Origin of the sequence: Actibacterium sp. MT2.3-13A (genome assembly GCF_018139985.1) — a bacterium.
GTDB lineage: Bacteria > Pseudomonadota > Alphaproteobacteria > Rhodobacterales > Rhodobacteraceae > JAGSOU01.
In genome coordinates this window covers 176,997-194,916 of sequence record NZ_JAGSOU010000004.1, presented here as the reverse complement: position 1 = coordinate 194,916, position 17,920 = coordinate 176,997, and the positions used below count along the sequence as shown (strand labels likewise).

Here is a 17,920-nt window from a genome sequence, read left to right as displayed (position 1 = left end):
TTGCGCCCGCGCGCGGCCTGGTGTCAGCCGCGCGCGGGCACCTTTCGGCCGGGGGGATCAGGCCAGATCGAAGCGATCCGCGTTCATCACCTTGGCCCAGGCCGCAACGAAGTCGCGCACGAACTTCTGCTGCGAGTCGTCCTGGGCGTAGACCTCTGCCAGCGCCCGCAGCTGCGAGTTCGAACCGAAAACGAGGTCCACGCGGGTGCCCGTCCACTTCACCTCGCCGGTGGCGCGGTCGCGCCCCTCAAACAGGTCCTGCGCGTCCGAGGCCGTCTTCCACTCCGTGCCCATGTCGAGAAGGTTCACGAAGAAGTCGGTGGTCAGCGTCCCGGGCCGATCGGTGAACACACCGTGCCGGGCCTGCCCGACATTCGCGTTCAGCGCCCGCATCCCGCCGACAAGAACCGTCATCTCGGGCGCAGTCAGCGTCAGCAGTTGCGCCTTGTCGATGAGCAGGTCCTCGGCCGAGACGGTGTAGGCGCCCTTGGTGTAGTTGCGGAACCCGTCGGCGATCGGTTCGAGCACGGCGAAGGAGGCCACGTCCGTCTGTTCCTGCGAGGCATCCGTGCGGCCCGGCGTGAAGGGAACCTCCACCTCGTGACCGGCGTCCTTCGCGGCCTTCTCGACCGCGGCGCAGCCGCCCAGCACGATCAGGTCGGCGAGCGAGACCTTCTTGCCGCCGCTGGCGCCGTCGTTGAACGCGCTCTGGATGCCTTGGAGCGTGTCCAGCACCCGGGCCAGTTGCTCGGGCTGGTTGACCTCCCAGTTCTTCTGAGGCTCCAGCCGGATGCGCGCCCCGTTCGCCCCGCCGCGCTTGTCCGAGCCGCGGAAGGTCGAGGCCGAGGCCCATGCGGTCTGCACCAGTTCCGGGACCGACAGGCCCGAGGCCAGGATCCTGCCCTTGAGGTCCGCGATGTCGGCGGCGTCGATCAGCGGATGATTGACGGCCGGGATCGGATCCTGCCAGATCAGGTCCTCGGCCGGAACCTCGGCGCCCAGATAGCGCGATTTCGGCCCCATGTCGCGGTGGGTCAGCTTGAACCAGGCGCGGGCGAAGGCATCGGCGAACTCGTCGGGGTTGGCGTGGAAGTGGCGCGAGATCTTCTCGTAGGCCGGGTCCATGCGCATCGCCATGTCGGCGGTGGACATGATGATCGGAACCTTCTTCGAGGGGTCCTCCGGATCGGGCGCCATGTCCTCTTCCTTCAGATCCTTCGGGGTCCACTGCCAGGCGCCCGCCGGGCTCTTGGTCAGTTCCCACTCATAGCCGAAGAGAACGTCGAAATAACCCATGTCCCACTTGGTCGGGTTCGGCGTCCAGGCGCCTTCGAGGCCGCTGGTGATCGTGTCGCGGCCCTTGCCGCTGCCGTAGCTGCTGAGCCAGCCGAAGCCCTGCGCCTCGATCGGGGCGCCCTCGGGCTCGGGGCCGACATGGGCGGGGTCGCCCGCGCCGTGGGTCTTGCCGAAGGTGTGGCCGCCGGCGGTCAGCGCGACGGTCTCGTAATCGTCCATCGCCATGCGCGCGAAGGTCTCGCGGATGTCACGGCCCGACTTGACCGGGTCCGGCTCGCCGTTCGGTCCTTCGGGGTTCACATAGATCAGGCCCATCTGCACGGCGGCCAGCGGGTTTTCCAGTTCCCGGTCGCCGCTGTAGCGCTTGTCGCCCAGCCACTCGGTCTCGGAGCCCCAGTAGATGTCCTCCTCGGGCTCCCAGACATCGGCGCGCCCGCCGGCGAAGCCGAAGGTCTTGAAGCCCATCGATTCCAGCGCGCAGTTGCCGGCCAGGATCATCAGATCGGCCCAGGAGATCTGGTTGCCGTATTTCTGCTTGATCGGCCACAGCAGCCGGCGCGCCTTGTCGAGGTTGCCGTTGTCCGGCCAGCTGTTCAGCGGCGCGAAGCGCTGCGTGCCCGTGGAGGCGCCGCCGCGGCCGTCCGCGGTGCGGTAGGTGCCGGCGCTGTGCCAGGCCATCCGGATGAACAGGCCGCCGTAATGGCCGTAATCGGCCGGCCACCAGTCCTGGCTGTCGGTCATCAGCGCGTAGAGGTCCTTTTTCAGCGCCGCGAGGTCGAGTTTCTTGAACTCCTCGGCGTAATTGAACGCCCCGCCCATGGGATCGGACAGCGCCGAGTTCTGGTGCAGGATCCTGAGGTTCAGCTGGTTCGGCCACCAGTCGCGGTTCGACCGGACCCCGAATCTCGTGGCCCCGTGCATCACCGGGCACTTGCCGGCGTTCCCGATATCATTTCCGTCCATGTGTCTCTCCGATCGTGGCTGCGTTGGTTGAACTGCTTCGTGGGCAAGGGCCATGCATGCTGTGGGGGCGGTCCCGTCTAAGGCCCGGCGCGGTGACGCGGGCCGGGGCGGCGGGATTTCCCTGCCGCCCAGGGCGCCCGTCGGACATGGCCGCGCGGAGACGGGAGCGTGCCGCCAACACCGGCACAGCTGATGTGCTGCACATCGGCGGCCGGCGCGTGGTCGGCGGTCGTGACGCGAGTCCGTTTCGGCATCGGCGGTTCCTCGTCTCCCCTGTCCCAATGTCTAACAAACAGAGATCATTAGATTAAGTTGAATTTACTGATTGCCATGATAAGTAAAGCTTATGACAAATCTGACACTCAGGCAGCTCCGCTATTTCGAGGCGCTGGCACGGCACGGCCATTTCGGACGCGCGGCGGATGCCTGCGCGATCTCTCAGCCCGCCTTGTCCATGCAGATCAAGGAATTGGAGGAAACCCTGGGCGCCGCGCTGTTCGAGCGGGGCGCGCGACAGGTCCGGCTGACCGGCCTGGGAGAGGAGTTCGCCCTGCGCGTGCGCGAGATCCTGCGGGCCGTGGATGAGCTGGGCGACCTGGCCCGCGCCTCGCGCGAGGGGATGGCGGGACGGCTGCGGATCGGCGTGATCCCGACCATCGCCCCCTACCTGCTGCCCACGATCATCGCCAACCTGACGCGCCAGTATCCCGGCCTCGATATCCGCGTGCGGGAGACGGTGACCCCGAAACTTCTCCAGGAGCTGTCGGACGGAGGGTTGGACACCGCCATTGTCGCCCTGCCGGTCTCCGAGCCGTCCTTCACCGAGACGGCGCTGTTCGACGAGGACTTCGTCCTGGTCCGGCCGGGAGAGGACGCGGGGAAGCCGGTGCCCAACAGCGAAACGCTTCGAGAAATGAGGCTGCTGCTGCTGGAAGAGGGGCACTGTTTCCGCGATCAGGCCCTGTCGTTCTGCAACATGCAGTCGGCGCTGCCGCGCGAAGGGTTGGACGGAACCTCGCTGTCAACGCTGGTTCAGATGGTCGGTGCCGGCATCGGCGTCACCCTGATCCCGGAAATGGCGGTGCCGGTCGAGACTCGCTCGGCGCCGGTGTCCGTCGCGCGTTTCAACAGCCCGCGGCCCTCGCGGACCGTGGGCATGATCTGGCGCAAGACGAGTCCCCTGGCCAGGGAACTGCGGCAGATCTCCGAGGTTGTCCGTCACTCGGCCGAGACCCTGCGCGCGGCGCGGGATCGCGGAACGCCGCTGCCGCACGCCCGGGCCTGAAGGGGCGACTTCGGCCGACACCCTGCGCGTCCCGATCCGTCCGCCACATGCGGCGAACGGCGCAGCGCGCAGGATTGCCCCCGACGCGGCCCGCGGTCGTTGCCGCTCAGCCCTCGCCGCCGGGCCTGTAGAATTCCGAGCTGTCCTGCCGGCGAACCAGCCACCAGCCATATTGCTCGGGCCAGCTTTCAAAGCGCCGGTCATGCCCGAGGGCCACCGCCGCATGCAGCGGCCAGGACGGGTCGACGAGGGCTTCCCGCCCGATCGCGACCAGATCGGCGCGGCCCTCGGAAACGATCGCCTCGGCCTGCTCGGGGTGGGTGATCAGGCCGACCGCCATGGTCGCCAACCCGGCATCCTCGCGCACCCGCGTCGCGTAGGGGACCTGAAAACCCGGCTGCCGCTTCGCCCCGCCCGCCGCGGTCGCCGCCCCGGCGATGCCCCCCGAGGAGCAATCCATCACGTCAACGCCGCGCGCCTTCAGCTCGCGCGCCAGGACAACCGTATCTTCCAGCGACCAGCCGTCCGGGACACCGTCCACCGCCGAGGTGCGGAAGAACAGCGGCAGCTCGTCGGGCCAGACCGCGCGGATCGCCTCGGTCACTTCCAGCGCCAGCCGCATCCGGCCCGCCAGGTCGCCGCCATAGGCGTCGCTGCGCCGGTTCGAAAGCGGCGACAGGAAGCTGTGGATCAGGTAGCCATGCGCGCCATGCACTTCGGCGATCCGGTAGCCCGCGGCAAGCGCGCGGCGCGCGGCGGCGGCGTAATCCTCGACCAGAGTCTGGATTTCCTGAAGCGACAGCGCGTGCGGCTCCGGCCAGCCCTCGGCGACGGGAATGGGCGAGGGGCCGACCGGTTGCCACGGCATGTCGCCCCGCGCGAAGTCCTCCTCCGTCAGCGGGCCATTGCCGAACCACGGGCGCTGCATGCCTGCCTTGCGCCCGGCATGGCCGAGCTGAACCGCCGGCACCGCGCCGTGGCGCAGGGCGAACTGGGCGACATGGGCGTGGCCCGGGATCTGGCTGTCGGTCCAGAGGCCCGGGCAGCCGTGGGTGATGCGCCCGGATTTCTGCACCGCCGTCGCCTCGGTGAACACCACGCCCGCGCCGCCGGTCGCAAAGCGACCGAGGTGGACCAGGTGCCAGTCCTCGAGATGCCCGTCGTGGGCCGTGTACTGGCACATCGGCGAGATCACGATGCGGTTGCGCAGGCTCAGCCCGCGCAGGCTCAGCGGGCGGAAAAGGGTCGGGGTGTCGGTCACGGGGGCTCCTCCGGTAGGTTGCGCTGCACGCTAGCCGCGGACGGGCGCGGACTCAATCCTTCGGCGCGGTCCAGGGCGCGACGCCCGAAGGTTTGCTCCGGCCCCCGAAAGCGGCAGGGGCCGAACCCGGGCTTTCCCGGCCGGGAGGGCGCGCGGCCGGCGCGCATCGCGGCGTGCGGGCGTTCCTATCAGCCGTCCCCGTTGGCCGCCGCGGCGGGCTTGCCCTGATCGAGAAATCGGGCGGCCTTGCGCGCCAGCGCTAGGAACGCGGCGCGTTCCGCATCGGTCAGTCCCGGAAGGATGTCGTCCTGCAATGTCCTGACCACGGGCAGGAACGCGTGAAAGACGCGCCGCCCGTCCTCGGTCAAGGTAAGCTCGCGGGCGCGCCGGTCGCGGCGGCTGACGACGCGTTTCACATATCCTTTCTGCACCAGCCTCTCGATCACCCCGCCGATGGTCGCGCGATCATAGGCGATCAGGGCGGCCACCCCGGCCTGGTCGATGCCGGGATCGGAGCGGATCGCATCCATCGCCGCGAACTGAACGGGGGTCAGATCGAACCCGGCGTCCCGCGCATGGGCCTGAAAGACCTGGGTCGAATGTTGATGCAGGCGCCGGATCAGATGACCGGCCATGTCGTGAATTTCCATCCCCGCGCCTCCGTTTCCGCTTCGCAAAACAACGTGACCACAATAGGTTGCGGGAATTGATTGGTATACATATTTCTTTTCTTGACAGGCTCTCGGGTGGCGCGGATATGATAAGTATAGTTACTATATTGCCACGTCGCGCAAGGGGAGGGGAGCCATGCAATTTCACCTGAACGGGTTCAGGACCGGCGATCCGGCCGTTGCGGAAGCGGACACTCAGCACGGGATGTCGCGCCCGGCCGATGGTCTGCCCGAAGAGGTCGATGTGCTGATCGTGGGCGCAGGCCCGACCGGCCTGACGCTGGCCGCGCAACTGGCGGCCTTCCCGCAGATCACGACCCGCATCCTCGACCAGAAGCCGGGCCGCCTTCTGGTTGGGCAGGCCGATGGCATCGCCTGCCGCACGATGGAGATGTTCGAGGCCTTCGGCTTCAGCGAGCGGGTCTTGAAAGAGGCCTACTGGGTCAATGAGACATCGTTCTGGAAGCCCGACACGGACCGCCCCGAGGCCATCGCCCGCAGCGGACGGATACAGGATACCGAGGACGGGCTGTCGGAATTCCCGCATGCGATCCTGAACCAGGCGCGGGTGCATGACTTCTACCTGGATATCATGCGCAACGCGCCCGCGCGGCTGGAGCCGGACTATTCCCGCCGCCTGCGCGATCTGAGGATTGATCCCTCGCTGTCTTCGGGTCAGGGCGCGCCGTCCCACCCCGTCACCGCGACCGTCGAGCGCACCGATCCCGGCCATGACGGCCAGCTGGAAACCGTCCGCGCGCGCTACGTCGTCGGATGCGATGGCGCGCGTAGCGCGGTGCGCCAATCCATCGGTCGCGCCCTGCGCGGGGATGCCGCGAACCAGGCCTGGGGCGTGATGGATGTGCTGGCGGTCACCGATTTCCCGGATATCCGGCTCAAGGCGGCGGTTCACTCGGCCAACGAGGGCAACCTGCTGATCATCCCGCGCGAAGGCGGCTACATGGTCCGCCTCTATATCGAACTCGACAAGCTGAGCGAGAACGAGCGGGTGTCGAGCCGGAACATCACCATCGACCATCTGATATCGGCGGCGCAGCGGATCCTGCACCCCTACACGCTGGAGGTGAAGGAGGTCGCCTGGTGGTCGGTCTACGAGATCGGCCAGCGTCTGTGCGACAAGTTCGACGATGTCCCGGAGCAGGAGGTCGGCACGCGCACCCCGCGTGTCTTCATCGCCGGCGACGCCTGCCACACCCACAGCCCAAAGGCCGGGCAGGGCATGAATGTCTCCATGCGCGATGGCTTCAACCTAGGCTGGAAGCTGGCCTCGGTCCTGCTCAATCGCTGCGCGCCCGAGATCCTGCACAGCTACTCGGCCGAGCGGCAGGGGGTCGCAAGACAGCTGATCGATTTCGACCGCGAGTTCGCCAAGATGTTCAGCGCGCGACCCAAGACCTCGGCCGATGACGACGGCGACGGCGTGGACCCGGCAGAGTTCCAGAAATATTTCGTGCAGCACGGGCGGTTCACTGCGGGAACGGCGATCCAGTACAAGCCGTCGATCCTGACCGGCGCGCCGACGCAACAGCACCTGGCCGAGGGGTTCGGCATCGGGATGCGCTTCCATTCGGCGCCGGTGATCCGGTTGGCGGACGCCAGGCCCATGCATCTGGGCCATACCGTCAAGGCGGACGGGCGCTGGCGCCTCTTTGCCTTCGCCGGGGCGGGGGATCCCGCGGCGCCGTCCTCCGGTCTCCGGGCTCTGTGCGACTTCCTGGCCGCGGCGCCGGAGTCGCCCATCCGCCGCTACACCCCTGCGGGCGCGGATATCGATTCGGTCATCGACCTGCGCGCCGTGCTGCAGCAGGAGCACCGCGCGCTGGCGGTCGAGACCATGCCCGCGCTGCTGTTGCCGCACAAGGGCCGCTATGGCCTGCGGGACTACGAGAAGGTCTTCTCCCCGGACCCGAAGGGCGGCGACATCTTCACGATGCGCGGCATCGACCGGGAGCGGGGCTGCATGGTCCTCGTCCGGCCGGATCAGCATGTCGCGCATGTCCTGCCGCTGGACGGCTACGACGAGTTGGCCGCGTTCTTCGAGGGCTTCATGCTGCCTGCGGCCTGAGGGCCTTCGAAGGCGGGCGGGGGGTAACGTCCGCGCAGCCGGGGCGGCACGGCCCGGACCGGGCGGCCCCCGATCGCCTGGCGCGTGCCGGCCCTGCGCTGCGCCGACGCCTCCGCGACGCTTTGGCCATATACATTCGGGCCAACTGGCGTTATGGGATCGTCTTTCTGCAGCCTCCCCCCGCAGACACGAGGCGCACGCGCGCCGCGCCGGGACCCCACGGATAGACCTTCCCATGATCAAGACACTTTCCGATGCCCTCGCGGAGCGCGGGTATGACACGCTGACCGCCGTTCAGGAGGCGGTCACCGCCCCCGAGCTTCAGGACGCCGACCTTCTGGTCTCGGCGCAGACCGGCTCGGGCAAGACCGTCGGTTTCGGCCTGGCCATCGCGCACACCCTGCTGGGCGACGACGAGCATCTGGGCCCGGCGGCGGCGCCGCTGGCCCTGGTCGTCGCGCCGACGCGCGAACTGGCGTTCCAGGTGATGCGCGAACTGGGCTGGCTTTACGCCAGGGCCGGGGCGCGGGTGACCTCCTGTGTCGGCGGCATGGACATGCGCGAAGAACGCCGCGCGCTGGAGCGCGGGGCGCATATCGTCGTGGGCACGCCGGGCCGTCTGCGCGACCATATCCAGCGCGGCTCGCTCGACCTGAGCAGCCTGCGCGCCATCGTTCTGGACGAGGCGGACGAGATGCTCGATCTCGGGTTCCGCGAGGATCTGGAGTTCATGCTGGGCGAGGCGCCCGCCGAACGGCGCACGCTGCTGTTCTCGGCCACGGTGCCGCCGATGATCGCGACGCTGGCCAAGCAGTATCAGCGCGACGCGGTGCGCGTGACGACGCTGAGCGGCGCCAGCCAGCATGCCGACATCGCCTATCAGGCGTTGCGCGTCGCGCAGAACGACGCCGAAAATGCCATCATCAACGTGCTGCGCTACCACGAGGCGCAGAACGCCATCGTCTTTGCCAACACCCGCGCGGCGGTAAACCGGCTGACGGCGCGTTTCGCGAACCGCGGCTTCGCCGTGGTCAGCCTGTCGGGCGAGTTGAGCCAGAGCGAACGCACCCATGCCCTGCAGGCCATGCGCGACGGCCGCGCCCGGGTTTGCGTGGCGACCGATGTCGCCGCCCGCGGCATCGACCTGCCCAACCTGGAGCTGGTGATCCACGCCGATCTGCCCACGAACGCGGAGGGGCTTCTGCACCGCTCGGGCCGGACCGGCCGCGCGGGGCGCAAGGGCATCTCCGCCCTGATCATCACGCCCAAGATCGCCAAGAAGGCCGAGCGCCTGCTGAAATTCGCCAAGATCGAGGCCGAGTGGATGACCGCGCCCACGGCCGAAGAAATCCTGCGCCGCGACGAGGAGCGGCTGCTCGCCGATCCGGTCTGGGACGAGGAGACGACCGAGGAACAGCAGGCCTTCGCCGCGAAGCTTCTCGACCTGCATTCGCCGGAAAAAATCGCCGCGGCCTATCTGCGCCTCTACCGCGCCCGCCAATCCGCGCCCGAGGATCTCAGCCCGCCTGATGCGCAGCCCGCACCGAAGGAGCGCAAGCCCTTCGGCCCCAGCGTCTGGTTTGCCCTGTCGGTCGGCCGCAACGACCGGGCGGAGGCGCGCTGGCTGCTGCCGCTGCTGTGCCGGGCGGGCAATCTGCACAAGGACGCGATTGGCGCGATCCGGGTGCAGTCCTCGGAAACCTATGTCGAGCTTTCGCAAGACAGTGTTTCGGGGTTCCTCGCATCTCTGGGTGAGGGCGGCGCGCTCGAAGAGGGCGTCACCGTGCGGCAACTCGACGGGGCGCCGGACATGGCCCCACCCCCGCGCACATCCGCGCCCCGGAAACCGGGCGCGCGCCCCGTCCACGCCGATCGGGACCGGCGCGCGCCGGAGCCGGAGCCGTGCCCGCCGGTCGCGGCCACGAAGCCGCGCCCGCCGGTGACACCCGACGCCACCGCCGAGCGGCCTCGGACCGGCACCGGCCCGTCCGCGGGCAAGCCGCGCCACCAGAAACCGGACCGGCCTGAGAAAAGGCAATGGTCCGAGGCCCCCGCAGCGCCCAAGCGCGGCAAACCCGGCGCGGCGGAAACGGCCAAGCCGGAGCGCACGCGCGCGGAGCGCTCCGCCGGGAAGCCCGACGCGGCGAAGCCCCGCAAGGGCGGGGCGGGGAAATTCGGCGCGGGCAAGCCCGCCGGCAAACCCGCGACAACGCGCCCCGGCGCGGCGGACAGCTCCAAGCGGGTCGCGCGGCCGGGCAAGCCGGAGAAGGCGAAACCCGGCGCGCCGAAGGGCGGCAAGCGCAGGTCCGGGCCCGACGGCGGCAACACGCCGCCCCGGAGGCAAAAGCGCTAGGCCGACGGTGACGGCCGGCCTCCGCCCGGCAGCGCCGGGCCGGGGCCGGACGGTCCGTCCGGCGGTCCGGGCGCGTGCGGATCTTCTTTGCCGTGCCACAGCGGAACGCCGCTTCGCATGGCCGCGCGGCCGATCAGGTGGCTCGCGATCGGGGCGGTCAGCAGCAGAAACGCCATGATCGCCACGCCCCGCAGCGTCACCGGGCCTTCGGCGAAATGCAGCGCGGTCGCGGCCATGATCAGGCCCGGGCTCAGCGTCCCGATCTTGGTCGAGGCATGCATGCGGATCAGCACATCCGGCAGGCGCAGCAGCCCCAGCGCTGCGATCAGCGCCGAGACCCCCCCGAGCAGGACCAGCACACCGGCGACAACCTCGGTCATGTTCCCTCCTTTCCGGACGGTTTTCCGGCTTGGCGGCGTTCGGCGAATCGGGCCAGCGCCACGGTGGCCAGAAAGCCCACCAGCGCCAGCGACATCGCCACGTCGAGGAAGGCCCGCTCTCGCGTGGCCATCGCATAGAGGCCGCAGAACGACACGATCGACACGGTCATCAGGTCCAGCGCGACCACCCGGTCGGGCAGGCTGGGCCCGCGCAAGAGCCGCAGGAAGGCCAGAGCGACGGCTGCCAGGATCAGGCCGAAGCCGATTTGCAGGCACAGCGCCAGGAATTCCGTTGCGTTCATCATTCGACGGCCTCCTTCACCCATCTTTCCATTCCGGTCTTGAGCTGGCGCCGGATCCGCACCGGATCATCGGCGAACATTGCGTGCACGCGCAGCGTCTTGCGGTCCTCGGACACATCCAGGCTCAGCGTGCCGGGCGTCAGCGAGATCAGGTTCGTGACCAGCAGAATGCCGGCATCGGTCGTCACGTCCAGCGGCAGGTCGATGATCGCCGGCCGGGCGCGATGGCGCGGGGTCAGCACGTCCCAGGCCACCGTCAGGCTGGAGACCAGCAATTCGTAGTGGAACATCACGATCAGCCGCAGCCAGCAATAGACGCGGCGGAAATACCGCCCGTCGCCGCCGGTCAACGGACGCAGCAGCCAGAGCACCGCGAAGCCCAGCGCGAAGCCGGTCGCCAGCGCGCCCGGCGCGGCGCTTCCGGTCAGCGCGGCCCAGCAGGCGGCAAGCAGGATATTGGCGGCGAAGCTGTTCATGGCGCCCCTCCCAGGACGGCCGCGACATAGGGTGTGGGATCGAGCAGTTGCGCCGCGGCGGCCTCGGCCAGCGCGAGCAAGGGCTGGGGCATGAGGCCGATCAGAACGGTCAGTCCAGCCAGCCCGGCCACCGGCAGCAGCAGCGCGGCGCGGGCGCCGGGCGCGATCCGCGACAGCGCGGGGGCGATGCCCTCGGGGTGCGGCGCCCAGAAGGCCTGCGCCCAGATCTTGGTCATCGAATAGATGGTCAGCAGCCCGACCAGCAGCGCGAGGCCCGCGATCAGCCAGCCCTCGATGTCCAACGCGGCCTTCACGAGGATATATTTCGCCCAGAAGCCCGACAGCGGCGGGAACCCGGCCAACGAAAAGGCGGGGATCAGGAACAGGACGGCCAGCAGCGGCGCGGATTTGTAGAGCCCGCCGATGCGCGCCAGCTCCGTGTGGCCGGTCAGCCGCTGCGCCACGCCCGCGATCAGGAACAGATTGGCCTTCACCGCGATATGGTGGATGAGGTAAAACACCGCCCCCGCCAGCGCCAGCGGGCTCAGCAGGGCGAGTCCCAGCACCATGTAGCCGATCTGGCTGACGATGTGGAACGACAGGATCTTGCGGATGTCGCTCTGCGCGGCGGCCCCGAGGACGCCGGTGATCATGGTCAGCCCCGCCACCCACAGCAGGATCGTGTGGGTAAGGCCGGTGTCATGGTCGAAGACCAGCGTGAACATGCGGATCAGCGCATAGACCCCCACCTTGGTCAGCAGCCCCGCGAACACCGCCGAGACCGAAAAGGCCGGCGTGTGGTAGGCGGCCGGCAGCCAGAAGAAAAGCGGAAAAAGCGCCGCCTTCACCCCGAAGGCGACCATGAACATCATGGCGACGACGCTGAGCAGGCCGTGGTTCTCGACCGTCTCCACCGCGCGCGACAGGTCGGCCATGTTGAGCGTCCCGGTCATCCCGTAAAGCAGCCCGATCCCGCTGAGGAACAGCACCGTCGAGATCAGGTTCAGCGTCACATATTTGACGCCGCCGTCGATCTGCTCCTTCCGTCCGCCGAGGATCAGCAGCCCGAAGGAGGCGATCAGCATCACCTCGAACCAGACATAGAGGTTGAACAGGTCGCCGGTCAGGAACGCGCCGTTCACCCCGCCGATCAGCAGATTGAAAAGCGCGTGATAGCCGAGCCGCTCCAGCCGGCCGCCGATATCGGCCAGCGCGTAGATGGAGACGGCCAGCGCGATGATGGCGGTGATCCCGACCATCGCCGCGCTCAGCAGGTCGGCGACCAGCGTGATGCCGAAGGGCGCGGGCCAGCCGCCCATCTGCGCGGCGATCACGCCGTGGCGCATCGCCCGCGCCATCAAGAGCGCGGCCGTGCCAAGCAGCATGGCCGAGCCTGCGACGCTGATCCACCGGCCCGCCGCGCGGTCGCGCAGCGCGAAGGCCGCGATCGCCGTGGCAAAGGGGATGATGAGGGGCAGCGACAGGATCCAGCTCATGGGGCTGCCCTTTTCCGGGGTTCGGCCACGCGCATCTCGTCGCTGTCCAGCGTGCCCAGCGCCGCATGGGCGCGCAGGACCAGCACCAGCGCGAAGGCGAACAGGCCGAAGCCGATCACGATCGCCGTCAGGATCAGCGCCTGCGGCAGGGCGTTGGCCACCGCGCCCGCCGGGACCTCGGCGCCTTCGGCGATCAGCGGCGGCGCGCCGCCGGTGAGGCGCCCGGCGGTGAAGATCAGCAGGTTCGCCGCGTTCGAGATCAGCACCAGCCCGAAGAGGAAGCGCAGCAGGCTGCGCGCCAGCATCAGGTAGATCGCGGCGGCGACCAGCGCGCCGACGGTGAGGGCAAGCAGGGCCTCCATCTCAGGTCTCTTCCTCCAGTGCGAAAACGAGGGTCAGGATCGCGCCGAACACCACCAGGTAGACGCCGATGTCGAACAGCAGAACGCTGGAGATCGGCAGGCCCTTTCCGGTCTCGCCCGCGCCCAGGAACAGCCACTGGCCGGTGAAGAACGCTTCGCCCGCCAGCGCGGCGATGGCGCCGCTGGCCAGCGCCACGCCCAGCCCCGCCGCCGCGATGGTGCGGGGCGCCAGCCGCAGCGCGGCGCGGGCCTGCGCGGTGCCGCAGGCGATGGCATAGAGCACGAAGCCCGTGGCCCCGAGCAACCCGCCGATGAAGCCGCCGCCCGGCGCGTTATGGCCGCGCAGCAGCATGAAGACCGAAACCAGCAGCAGCAGCCCGACCAGGTATTTCGTGCCCGCCTTCAGGATGACCGAGTTCATTTCTCACCTCTCCCCGCCGTGCCGCGCAGCAGCGCGTAGGCCGACAGTGCGGCGATCAGGACCACGGCGATCTCGCCGAAAGTGTCGAGCGCGCGGAAATCCACGAGGATGACGTTGACGATGTTGCGGCCATGCGCCTCGGGCCAGCTGGTGGCCTCGAAGAACGCCGTCACGCGGCGGTCCAGCGGCGCCAACAGCACCGCCAGAAGGGTCGCGCTGACCGCCGCGCCGACGCCGATCGCCAGCGCCGCGTCGGCGGGCCGGCGCCGCCGCGGACCGAGGCGCGGCAGCCGCAGCATCGCCACCGCGACCAGCACCACCACCAGCGTCTCCACCAGAAGCTGCGTGATCGCCACGTCCGGTGCGCCGAACACGATGAAGACCAGCGCCACGCCGATGCCTGTCACCCCCAGACCGGCCACCGCCGCAATGCGCGAGCGGGTGATCACGGCCAGCGCCGCGCCCGCCAGGATCAGCGCGACCAGCGCCGCCTGCTTCCAGCTGACCCCGGCCAGCCCCTCGGGCGCGGCCCAGACGCCGCGCGCGACGATGGTGCCGCCCAGACCCAGCAGGACGGTGGCGAAGGTGATGAACAGGTAGCGGCGCAGCACGCCGGATTGCAGCAGCCCCGTCTGCCACGCCGCCAGCGCCCTCAGAGCGTCGATGAAACCGTCCCAGCCCGCATCCATGCCGGGGGTCGCCGCATCCAGCCGGATCAGCGCCGCGCGCAGCGGGCGGTGCGCGGCATAAAGGGCCAGGCCGAGCACGAAGGTCGCAAGGCTCAGGATCAGCGGCAGGTTCACCCCGGCCCAGAGCGCCAGTTGCTTGGCCTCGGCCTCCGTGCCGAGAAATCCCTCCACCACCGGATCCACCAGCGCACCCTGCAACAGGCCCGGAGCCAGTCCGAACACCGCGCCAAGGGCCGCCAGCACCACCGGGCCGGCCAGCATCGGCCAGGGTGCCTCATGCGGGGTGCGGGGCAGCGCGCCAGCGGCGGGCCGCCAGAACGGGCGGAAGGCGACCACCCCGGCCACGGCCAGCATCAGGGCGTTGGCCAGCAGCACGGCGCCTGCGACCAGCGCGGGCTCGGAGGCCACGGCCAGCGCGCCGGCATATTTCAGCTCCTTCCCGATGAAGCCGAGGAAGGGCGGAAAGCCCGCCATCGACATCGCGGCCACCGCTGCGGCCAGCGCGGTCACCGGCATCGCACGGCCGAGGCCGCCCAGCACCTCCGCCTCGCGCGTGCCGGTGGCGTGATCGACGCAGCCCACGACCAGAAACAGCGCCGCCTTGTAGAGCGAATGCACGATCAGGAAGGTGACGAAGGCGGTCAGAGCATAGGCAGAGCTTTGCCCGAGGAACAGCGTCAGCGTGCCCAGCGCCATCAGCGTGGTATAGGCCAGCGCCAGTTTCAGGTCGGTCTGGCGCAGCGCCATGACGCTGGCAAAGACCGCGGTCGCCGCGCCCGCGATCGTCAGCGCCCACAGCCACGTTCCCGTGCCCGACAGCGCCGGGTGCAGCCGCGCCAGCAGGTAGATGCCCGCCTTGACCATCGTGGCCGAATGCAGGAAGGCGCTGACCGGCGTCGGCGCCGCCATGGCGTTGGGCAGCCAGAAATGGAACGGCACCTGCGCCGATTTGGTGAAGGCCCCGGCGAGGATCAGACCCAGGATCGGCAGGTAGAGCGCATGGCCGCGGATCGCCTCGCCGCGCGCCAGGATCGCGGAGATCTCGAACGTGCCCGCCGCGGCGCCCAGCAGGATCAGCCCGGCGAGAAAGGCCAGCCCGCCCGCGCCGGTGACGAACAGCGCCTGCAGGGCCGCACGGCGGCTGGTCGCGTTTTCATGGGAAAAGCCGATCAGCAGGTAGGAGGTGACGGTAGTCAGCTCCCAGAACACGAACAGCACGATCAGGTCGTCGGCCAGCACCAGCCCCAGCATCGACAGCAGAAAGGCCGTCAGGAACAGCGCGAAGCGCGGGTAATGCGGGTGGCCGGCGAGATAGCTGTTCGAATAAAGCAGCACCAATGTCCCGATCCCGCTGATCAGCAGCGCGAAGGTCAGGCTCAGCCCGTCGATCCGCAGCGACAGCGAGATCCCCAGCGCTGGCACCCAGTCCAGCGCCAGCATCAGTATGTGCCCCTCCGCGATCTGGGGGATGAGCGCGGCAAAGACCGCGAACAGCGCGCCGGCCAGCGCCACGGGCAGCCTTCCCGCGATCCCGTTGCCGGCGCGCGTCGTCCTGCCTGCCTGCCCCATGCCCGTCCCCCGTCCTGCCGCGCGCTCGTGGCGCAGGAGGGAGGTATGCGCGGCCAAGACATTGTTCCAATCGAAACAAATGCTATCTTTGGTAGAAATAAACTATCAGAAAGGCGCCCGATGCCGAGTTTCCAGCAACTGCGCTATCTCGTGGCCGTGGCCGATTTCCTGCATTTCCGCCGCGCGGCCGAGGCTTGCCATGTCACCCAGCCCACGCTCAGCGCCCAGCTCAAGGAGTTGGAGCAGAAACTCGGCGTGCAGCTGGTCGAGCGCAGCCGGACGCGGGTGCTGCTGACACCCATCGGCGCCCGGATCGCCGAACGCGGTCGTCTGGTGCTGCGCGAGATCGACGAGATCCGCGCCTTGGCCAAATCGGGGCAGGCGATGCTGGAGGGCACGATCCGCATCGGCGTGGTGCAGTCGCTGGGCTCCTATTTCCTGCCGCTGATCGTGCCCGACCTGCATGAGACCCACCCCCGGCTGGGCCTCTACATGCGCGAGGGCCTGCCGCAGATGCTGCTGCGCGGGATCGAGGACGGAACGCTGGACCTGCTGTTCTTTCCCTTGCCGCTGAACCGGGGGGAGCTGGCCAGCCTGCCGCTTTTCCGCGAGCCCATCCACGTCGTGGCGCCCCGCGATCACCGTCTCGCGGCGGGGGCGAGCGTCGATCCGGGCCAATTGCGCGGCGAGACGATCCTGTCGCTCGAACCCGGTCACAAGCTGTATGAACAGGTGCGCGGGCTGTGCGACGAATACGGGGCCGAGCTGTCGCATGACTACGAGGGCACCAGCCTCGACACGCTGCGGCAGATGGTGGCGATGGGGATGGGGATTTCCCTGATGCCCGCGCTCTATGTGAAATCCGAGGTCGCGCATCAGGATATCGTGGTGGCCCGCCCCCTCAAGGGCGCCGCGCCGTCGCGCACTATCGGCATGGTCTGGCGGCGACAGACCGCGCGCGAGGCGGAGTTCCGGGCGCTGGCGGCGCTGATCTGCGGCATCCTGAAGAACACCGCGCCCGAGGTCGCCGTGGTGGCCTAGGCGGGGTCAGTTCCGGGCCAGTCGGCGCGTCGCCCCACGCGTCGCCGCGCGATACCAGTTGACGACGGCCGCGCGCTCTTCGGGTTCCATCCAGCTGACGTTGGCCGGCGGCATCGCGTGGCTGGCGCCGGCCTGAAGATAGATCTGGCGCGCGTGGCGGGCGATGTCGGCCGGGGTCTCCAGCAGCACGCTCCGGGGCGCGAGCCGGATGCCGTCATAGCCCGGCTCGCGCCCGTGGCACATGGAGCAGCGGCCGGGGATGATGTTGCTCACCTCCTCGAACCCTTCGGCGCTGGCGAAGACCTGTTCCGTCGGGGTCAGGGCGCGGGCCTCGGAGGTCTCGTAGCTGTCCTGCTGCATCGGCGCGGACGAGAGCCAGACGATCGCCAGGAACAGCGCGGCGGTCGCGGCCCAGGTCCAGCGCGGGTTGCCCTTGCGGGCGTGCAACGTGTTGAAATAGTGCCGGATCGTCACCCCCATCAGGAACACCAGCGCCGCGATCACCCAGTTGTACTGGGTCGCGAAGGCCAGCGGGTAATGGTTGCTGAGCATCAGGAACAGCACCGGCAGCGTCAGGTAGTTGTTGTGGGTCGAGCGCAGCTTGGCGATGCGCCCGTATTTCGGGTCGGGCGCGCGCCCGGCCTTCAGGTCCGCGACCACGATCTTCTGGTTGGGGATGATGACGAAGAACACGTTGGCCGACATCACCGTGGCGGTGAAGGCGCCCAGATGCAGCATCATCGCCCGCCCGGTGAAGATCTGGTTGTAGCCCCAGCCCATCGCGACCAGCAGCGCGAACAGCAGCAGCATCAGCACGGTGGGCCTCTCGCCCAGCCCCGACTTGCACAGGAAATCGTAGACGATCCAGCCCACGGTCAGCGACGCGGCGGAAATGGCGATGCCCTGCCACAGGCTCAGCTCGACCTTGTTCAGGTCGATGAGATACAGCTCCGCCCCCGCCCAGTAGACGATCATCAACAGCGCCGCGCCCGACAGCCAGGTCGAATAGCTTTCCCATTTGAACCAGGTCAGATGCTCCGGCATGCGCTCGGGCGCGACCAGGAACTTGCGGATGTGGTAGAAGCCCCCGCCATGCACCTGCCATTCCTCGCCATGCGCGCCGGGCGGCAGGTCGGGCGCCTTGCGCAGCCCGAGGTCGAGCGCGATGAAATAGAAGGATGAGCCGATCCAGGCGATGGCGGTGATCACATGCAGCCAGCGCACCACGAAGGCCAGCCAGTCCCAGATGAGTGCCAGGTCGAACATGGG

At 68.9% G+C, this 17,920-nt stretch carries 15 protein-coding genes; 4 read left to right on the top strand and 11 right to left on the bottom strand.

Features of this window, described 5'->3' with window-relative positions; all coding sequences use genetic code 11:
- Positions 1-57: 57 nt before the first annotated feature.
- Positions 58-2,259 carry a catalase/peroxidase HPI gene (katG, locus tag KCI33_RS05935; protein ID WP_212523841.1) on the bottom strand — a complete coding sequence of 734 codons (2,202 nt, stop codon included), beginning with the start codon at positions 2,257-2,259 and terminating at the stop codon, positions 58-60.
- 346 nt (positions 2,260-2,605) lie between these two features.
- Here katG and KCI33_RS05930 point away from each other — a divergent pair, with 346 nt between their 5' ends.
- Positions 2,606-3,544 (top strand): LysR substrate-binding domain-containing protein, encoded by a 939-nt coding sequence (locus tag KCI33_RS05930; protein WP_212523840.1) that lies wholly within the window; start codon positions 2,606-2,608, stop codon positions 3,542-3,544.
- A gap of 106 nt (positions 3,545-3,650) precedes the next feature.
- Here the strand turns inward: KCI33_RS05930 and KCI33_RS05925 are convergent, their stop codons facing one another.
- Entirely contained in the window at positions 3,651-4,805 is a 1,155-nt protein-coding gene (locus tag KCI33_RS05925; protein WP_212523839.1) for an NADH:flavin oxidoreductase/NADH oxidase, read from the bottom strand.
- A 188-nt stretch (positions 4,806-4,993) separates the two neighbouring features.
- Positions 4,994-5,455 (bottom strand): MarR family transcriptional regulator, encoded by a 462-nt coding sequence (locus tag KCI33_RS05920; RefSeq protein WP_212523838.1) that lies wholly within the window; start codon positions 5,453-5,455, stop codon positions 4,994-4,996.
- Between the two features lie 157 nt (positions 5,456-5,612).
- Here KCI33_RS05920 and KCI33_RS05915 point away from each other — a divergent pair, with 157 nt between their 5' ends.
- Entirely contained in the window at positions 5,613-7,562 is a 1,950-nt protein-coding gene (locus KCI33_RS05915) for an FAD-binding monooxygenase (protein ID WP_212523837.1), read from the top strand.
- A gap of 235 nt (positions 7,563-7,797) precedes the next feature.
- The gene (locus tag KCI33_RS05910) at positions 7,798-9,915 is read left to right on the top strand and encodes a DEAD/DEAH box helicase (RefSeq protein WP_212523836.1); all 2,118 of its coding nucleotides are present in this window, start codon (positions 7,798-7,800) and stop codon (positions 9,913-9,915) included.
- Here KCI33_RS05910 and mnhG read toward each other — a convergent pair.
- The 7 genes from mnhG to mbhE are packed head-to-tail and all read right to left on the bottom strand — an operon-like array spanning position 9,912 to position 15,610.
- Positions 9,912-10,295, bottom strand: a complete 384-nt coding sequence (gene mnhG, locus KCI33_RS05905) for a monovalent cation/H(+) antiporter subunit G (protein WP_212523835.1) — start codon at positions 10,293-10,295, stop codon at positions 9,912-9,914. The two genes, KCI33_RS05910 and mnhG, sit on opposite strands and share 4 nt — an antisense overlap.
- Positions 10,292-10,600 (bottom strand): cation:proton antiporter, encoded by a 309-nt coding sequence (locus KCI33_RS05900; RefSeq protein WP_249138926.1) that lies wholly within the window; start codon positions 10,598-10,600, stop codon positions 10,292-10,294. The genes mnhG and KCI33_RS05900 overlap by 4 nt, the downstream gene beginning before the upstream one ends.
- On the bottom strand, positions 10,597-11,073 hold the full coding sequence (locus KCI33_RS05895; RefSeq protein WP_212523834.1) for a Na+/H+ antiporter subunit E: 477 nt from the start codon (positions 11,071-11,073) through the stop codon (positions 10,597-10,599). Before KCI33_RS05895 ends, KCI33_RS05900 begins: the two co-directional genes overlap by 4 nt.
- The gene (locus KCI33_RS05890) at positions 11,070-12,569 is read right to left on the bottom strand and encodes a Na+/H+ antiporter subunit D (RefSeq protein WP_212523833.1); all 1,500 of its coding nucleotides are present in this window, start codon (positions 12,567-12,569) and stop codon (positions 11,070-11,072) included. The genes KCI33_RS05895 and KCI33_RS05890 overlap by 4 nt, the downstream gene beginning before the upstream one ends.
- Positions 12,566-12,931, bottom strand: a complete 366-nt coding sequence (locus KCI33_RS05885) for a Na+/H+ antiporter subunit C (protein WP_212523832.1) — start codon at positions 12,929-12,931, stop codon at positions 12,566-12,568. Before KCI33_RS05885 ends, KCI33_RS05890 begins: the two co-directional genes overlap by 4 nt.
- Before the next feature lies 1 nt (position 12,932).
- On the bottom strand, positions 12,933-13,352 hold the full coding sequence (locus KCI33_RS05880) for a Na+/H+ antiporter subunit B (RefSeq protein ID WP_212523831.1): 420 nt from the start codon (positions 13,350-13,352) through the stop codon (positions 12,933-12,935).
- Positions 13,349-15,610, bottom strand: a complete 2,262-nt coding sequence (mbhE, locus tag KCI33_RS05875) for a hydrogen gas-evolving membrane-bound hydrogenase subunit E (RefSeq protein ID WP_212523830.1) — start codon at positions 15,608-15,610, stop codon at positions 13,349-13,351. The genes KCI33_RS05880 and mbhE overlap by 4 nt, the downstream gene beginning before the upstream one ends.
- A gap of 120 nt (positions 15,611-15,730) precedes the next feature.
- On the opposite strand from mbhE, the gene KCI33_RS05870 reads away from it, so the two are divergent.
- Entirely contained in the window at positions 15,731-16,651 is a 921-nt protein-coding gene (locus tag KCI33_RS05870) for a LysR substrate-binding domain-containing protein (RefSeq protein WP_212523829.1), read from the top strand.
- A gap of 6 nt (positions 16,652-16,657) precedes the next feature.
- Here the strand turns inward: KCI33_RS05870 and KCI33_RS05865 are convergent, their stop codons facing one another.
- On the bottom strand, positions 16,658-17,917 hold the full coding sequence (locus tag KCI33_RS05865) for a urate hydroxylase PuuD (RefSeq protein WP_212523828.1): 1,260 nt from the start codon (positions 17,915-17,917) through the stop codon (positions 16,658-16,660).
- Positions 17,918-17,920 lie beyond the last annotated feature (3 nt).

Bases quoted from the DNA above. Each gene is read 5' to 3' on its own strand.
- katG (WP_212523841.1), bottom strand. From the start codon at position 2,259: ATGGACGGAAATGATATCGGGAACGCCGGCAAGTGCCCGGTGATGCAC.
- KCI33_RS05930 (WP_212523840.1), top strand. From the start codon at position 2,606: ATGACAAATCTGACACTCAGGCAGCTCCGCTATTTCGAGGCGCTGGCA.
- KCI33_RS05920 (WP_212523838.1), bottom strand. From the start codon at position 5,455: ATGGAAATTCACGACATGGCCGGTCATCTGATCCGGCGCCTGCATCAA.
- KCI33_RS05915 (WP_212523837.1), top strand. From the start codon at position 5,613: ATGCAATTTCACCTGAACGGGTTCAGGACCGGCGATCCGGCCGTTGCG.
- KCI33_RS05910 (WP_212523836.1), top strand. From the start codon at position 7,798: ATGATCAAGACACTTTCCGATGCCCTCGCGGAGCGCGGGTATGACACG.
- mnhG (WP_212523835.1), bottom strand. From the start codon at position 10,295: ATGACCGAGGTTGTCGCCGGTGTGCTGGTCCTGCTCGGGGGGGTCTCG.
- KCI33_RS05900 (WP_249138926.1), bottom strand. From the start codon at position 10,600: ATGATGAACGCAACGGAATTCCTGGCGCTGTGCCTGCAAATCGGCTTC.
- KCI33_RS05895 (WP_212523834.1), bottom strand. From the start codon at position 11,073: ATGAACAGCTTCGCCGCCAATATCCTGCTTGCCGCCTGCTGGGCCGCG.
- KCI33_RS05890 (WP_212523833.1), bottom strand. From the start codon at position 12,569: ATGAGCTGGATCCTGTCGCTGCCCCTCATCATCCCCTTTGCCACGGCG.
- KCI33_RS05885 (WP_212523832.1), bottom strand. From the start codon at position 12,931: ATGGAGGCCCTGCTTGCCCTCACCGTCGGCGCGCTGGTCGCCGCCGCG.
- KCI33_RS05880 (WP_212523831.1), bottom strand. From the start codon at position 13,352: ATGAACTCGGTCATCCTGAAGGCGGGCACGAAATACCTGGTCGGGCTG.
- mbhE (WP_212523830.1), bottom strand. From the start codon at position 15,610: ATGGGGCAGGCAGGCAGGACGACGCGCGCCGGCAACGGGATCGCGGGA.
- KCI33_RS05870 (WP_212523829.1), top strand. From the start codon at position 15,731: ATGCCGAGTTTCCAGCAACTGCGCTATCTCGTGGCCGTGGCCGATTTC.
- KCI33_RS05865 (WP_212523828.1), bottom strand. From the start codon at position 17,917: ATGTTCGACCTGGCACTCATCTGGGACTGGCTGGCCTTCGTGGTGCGC.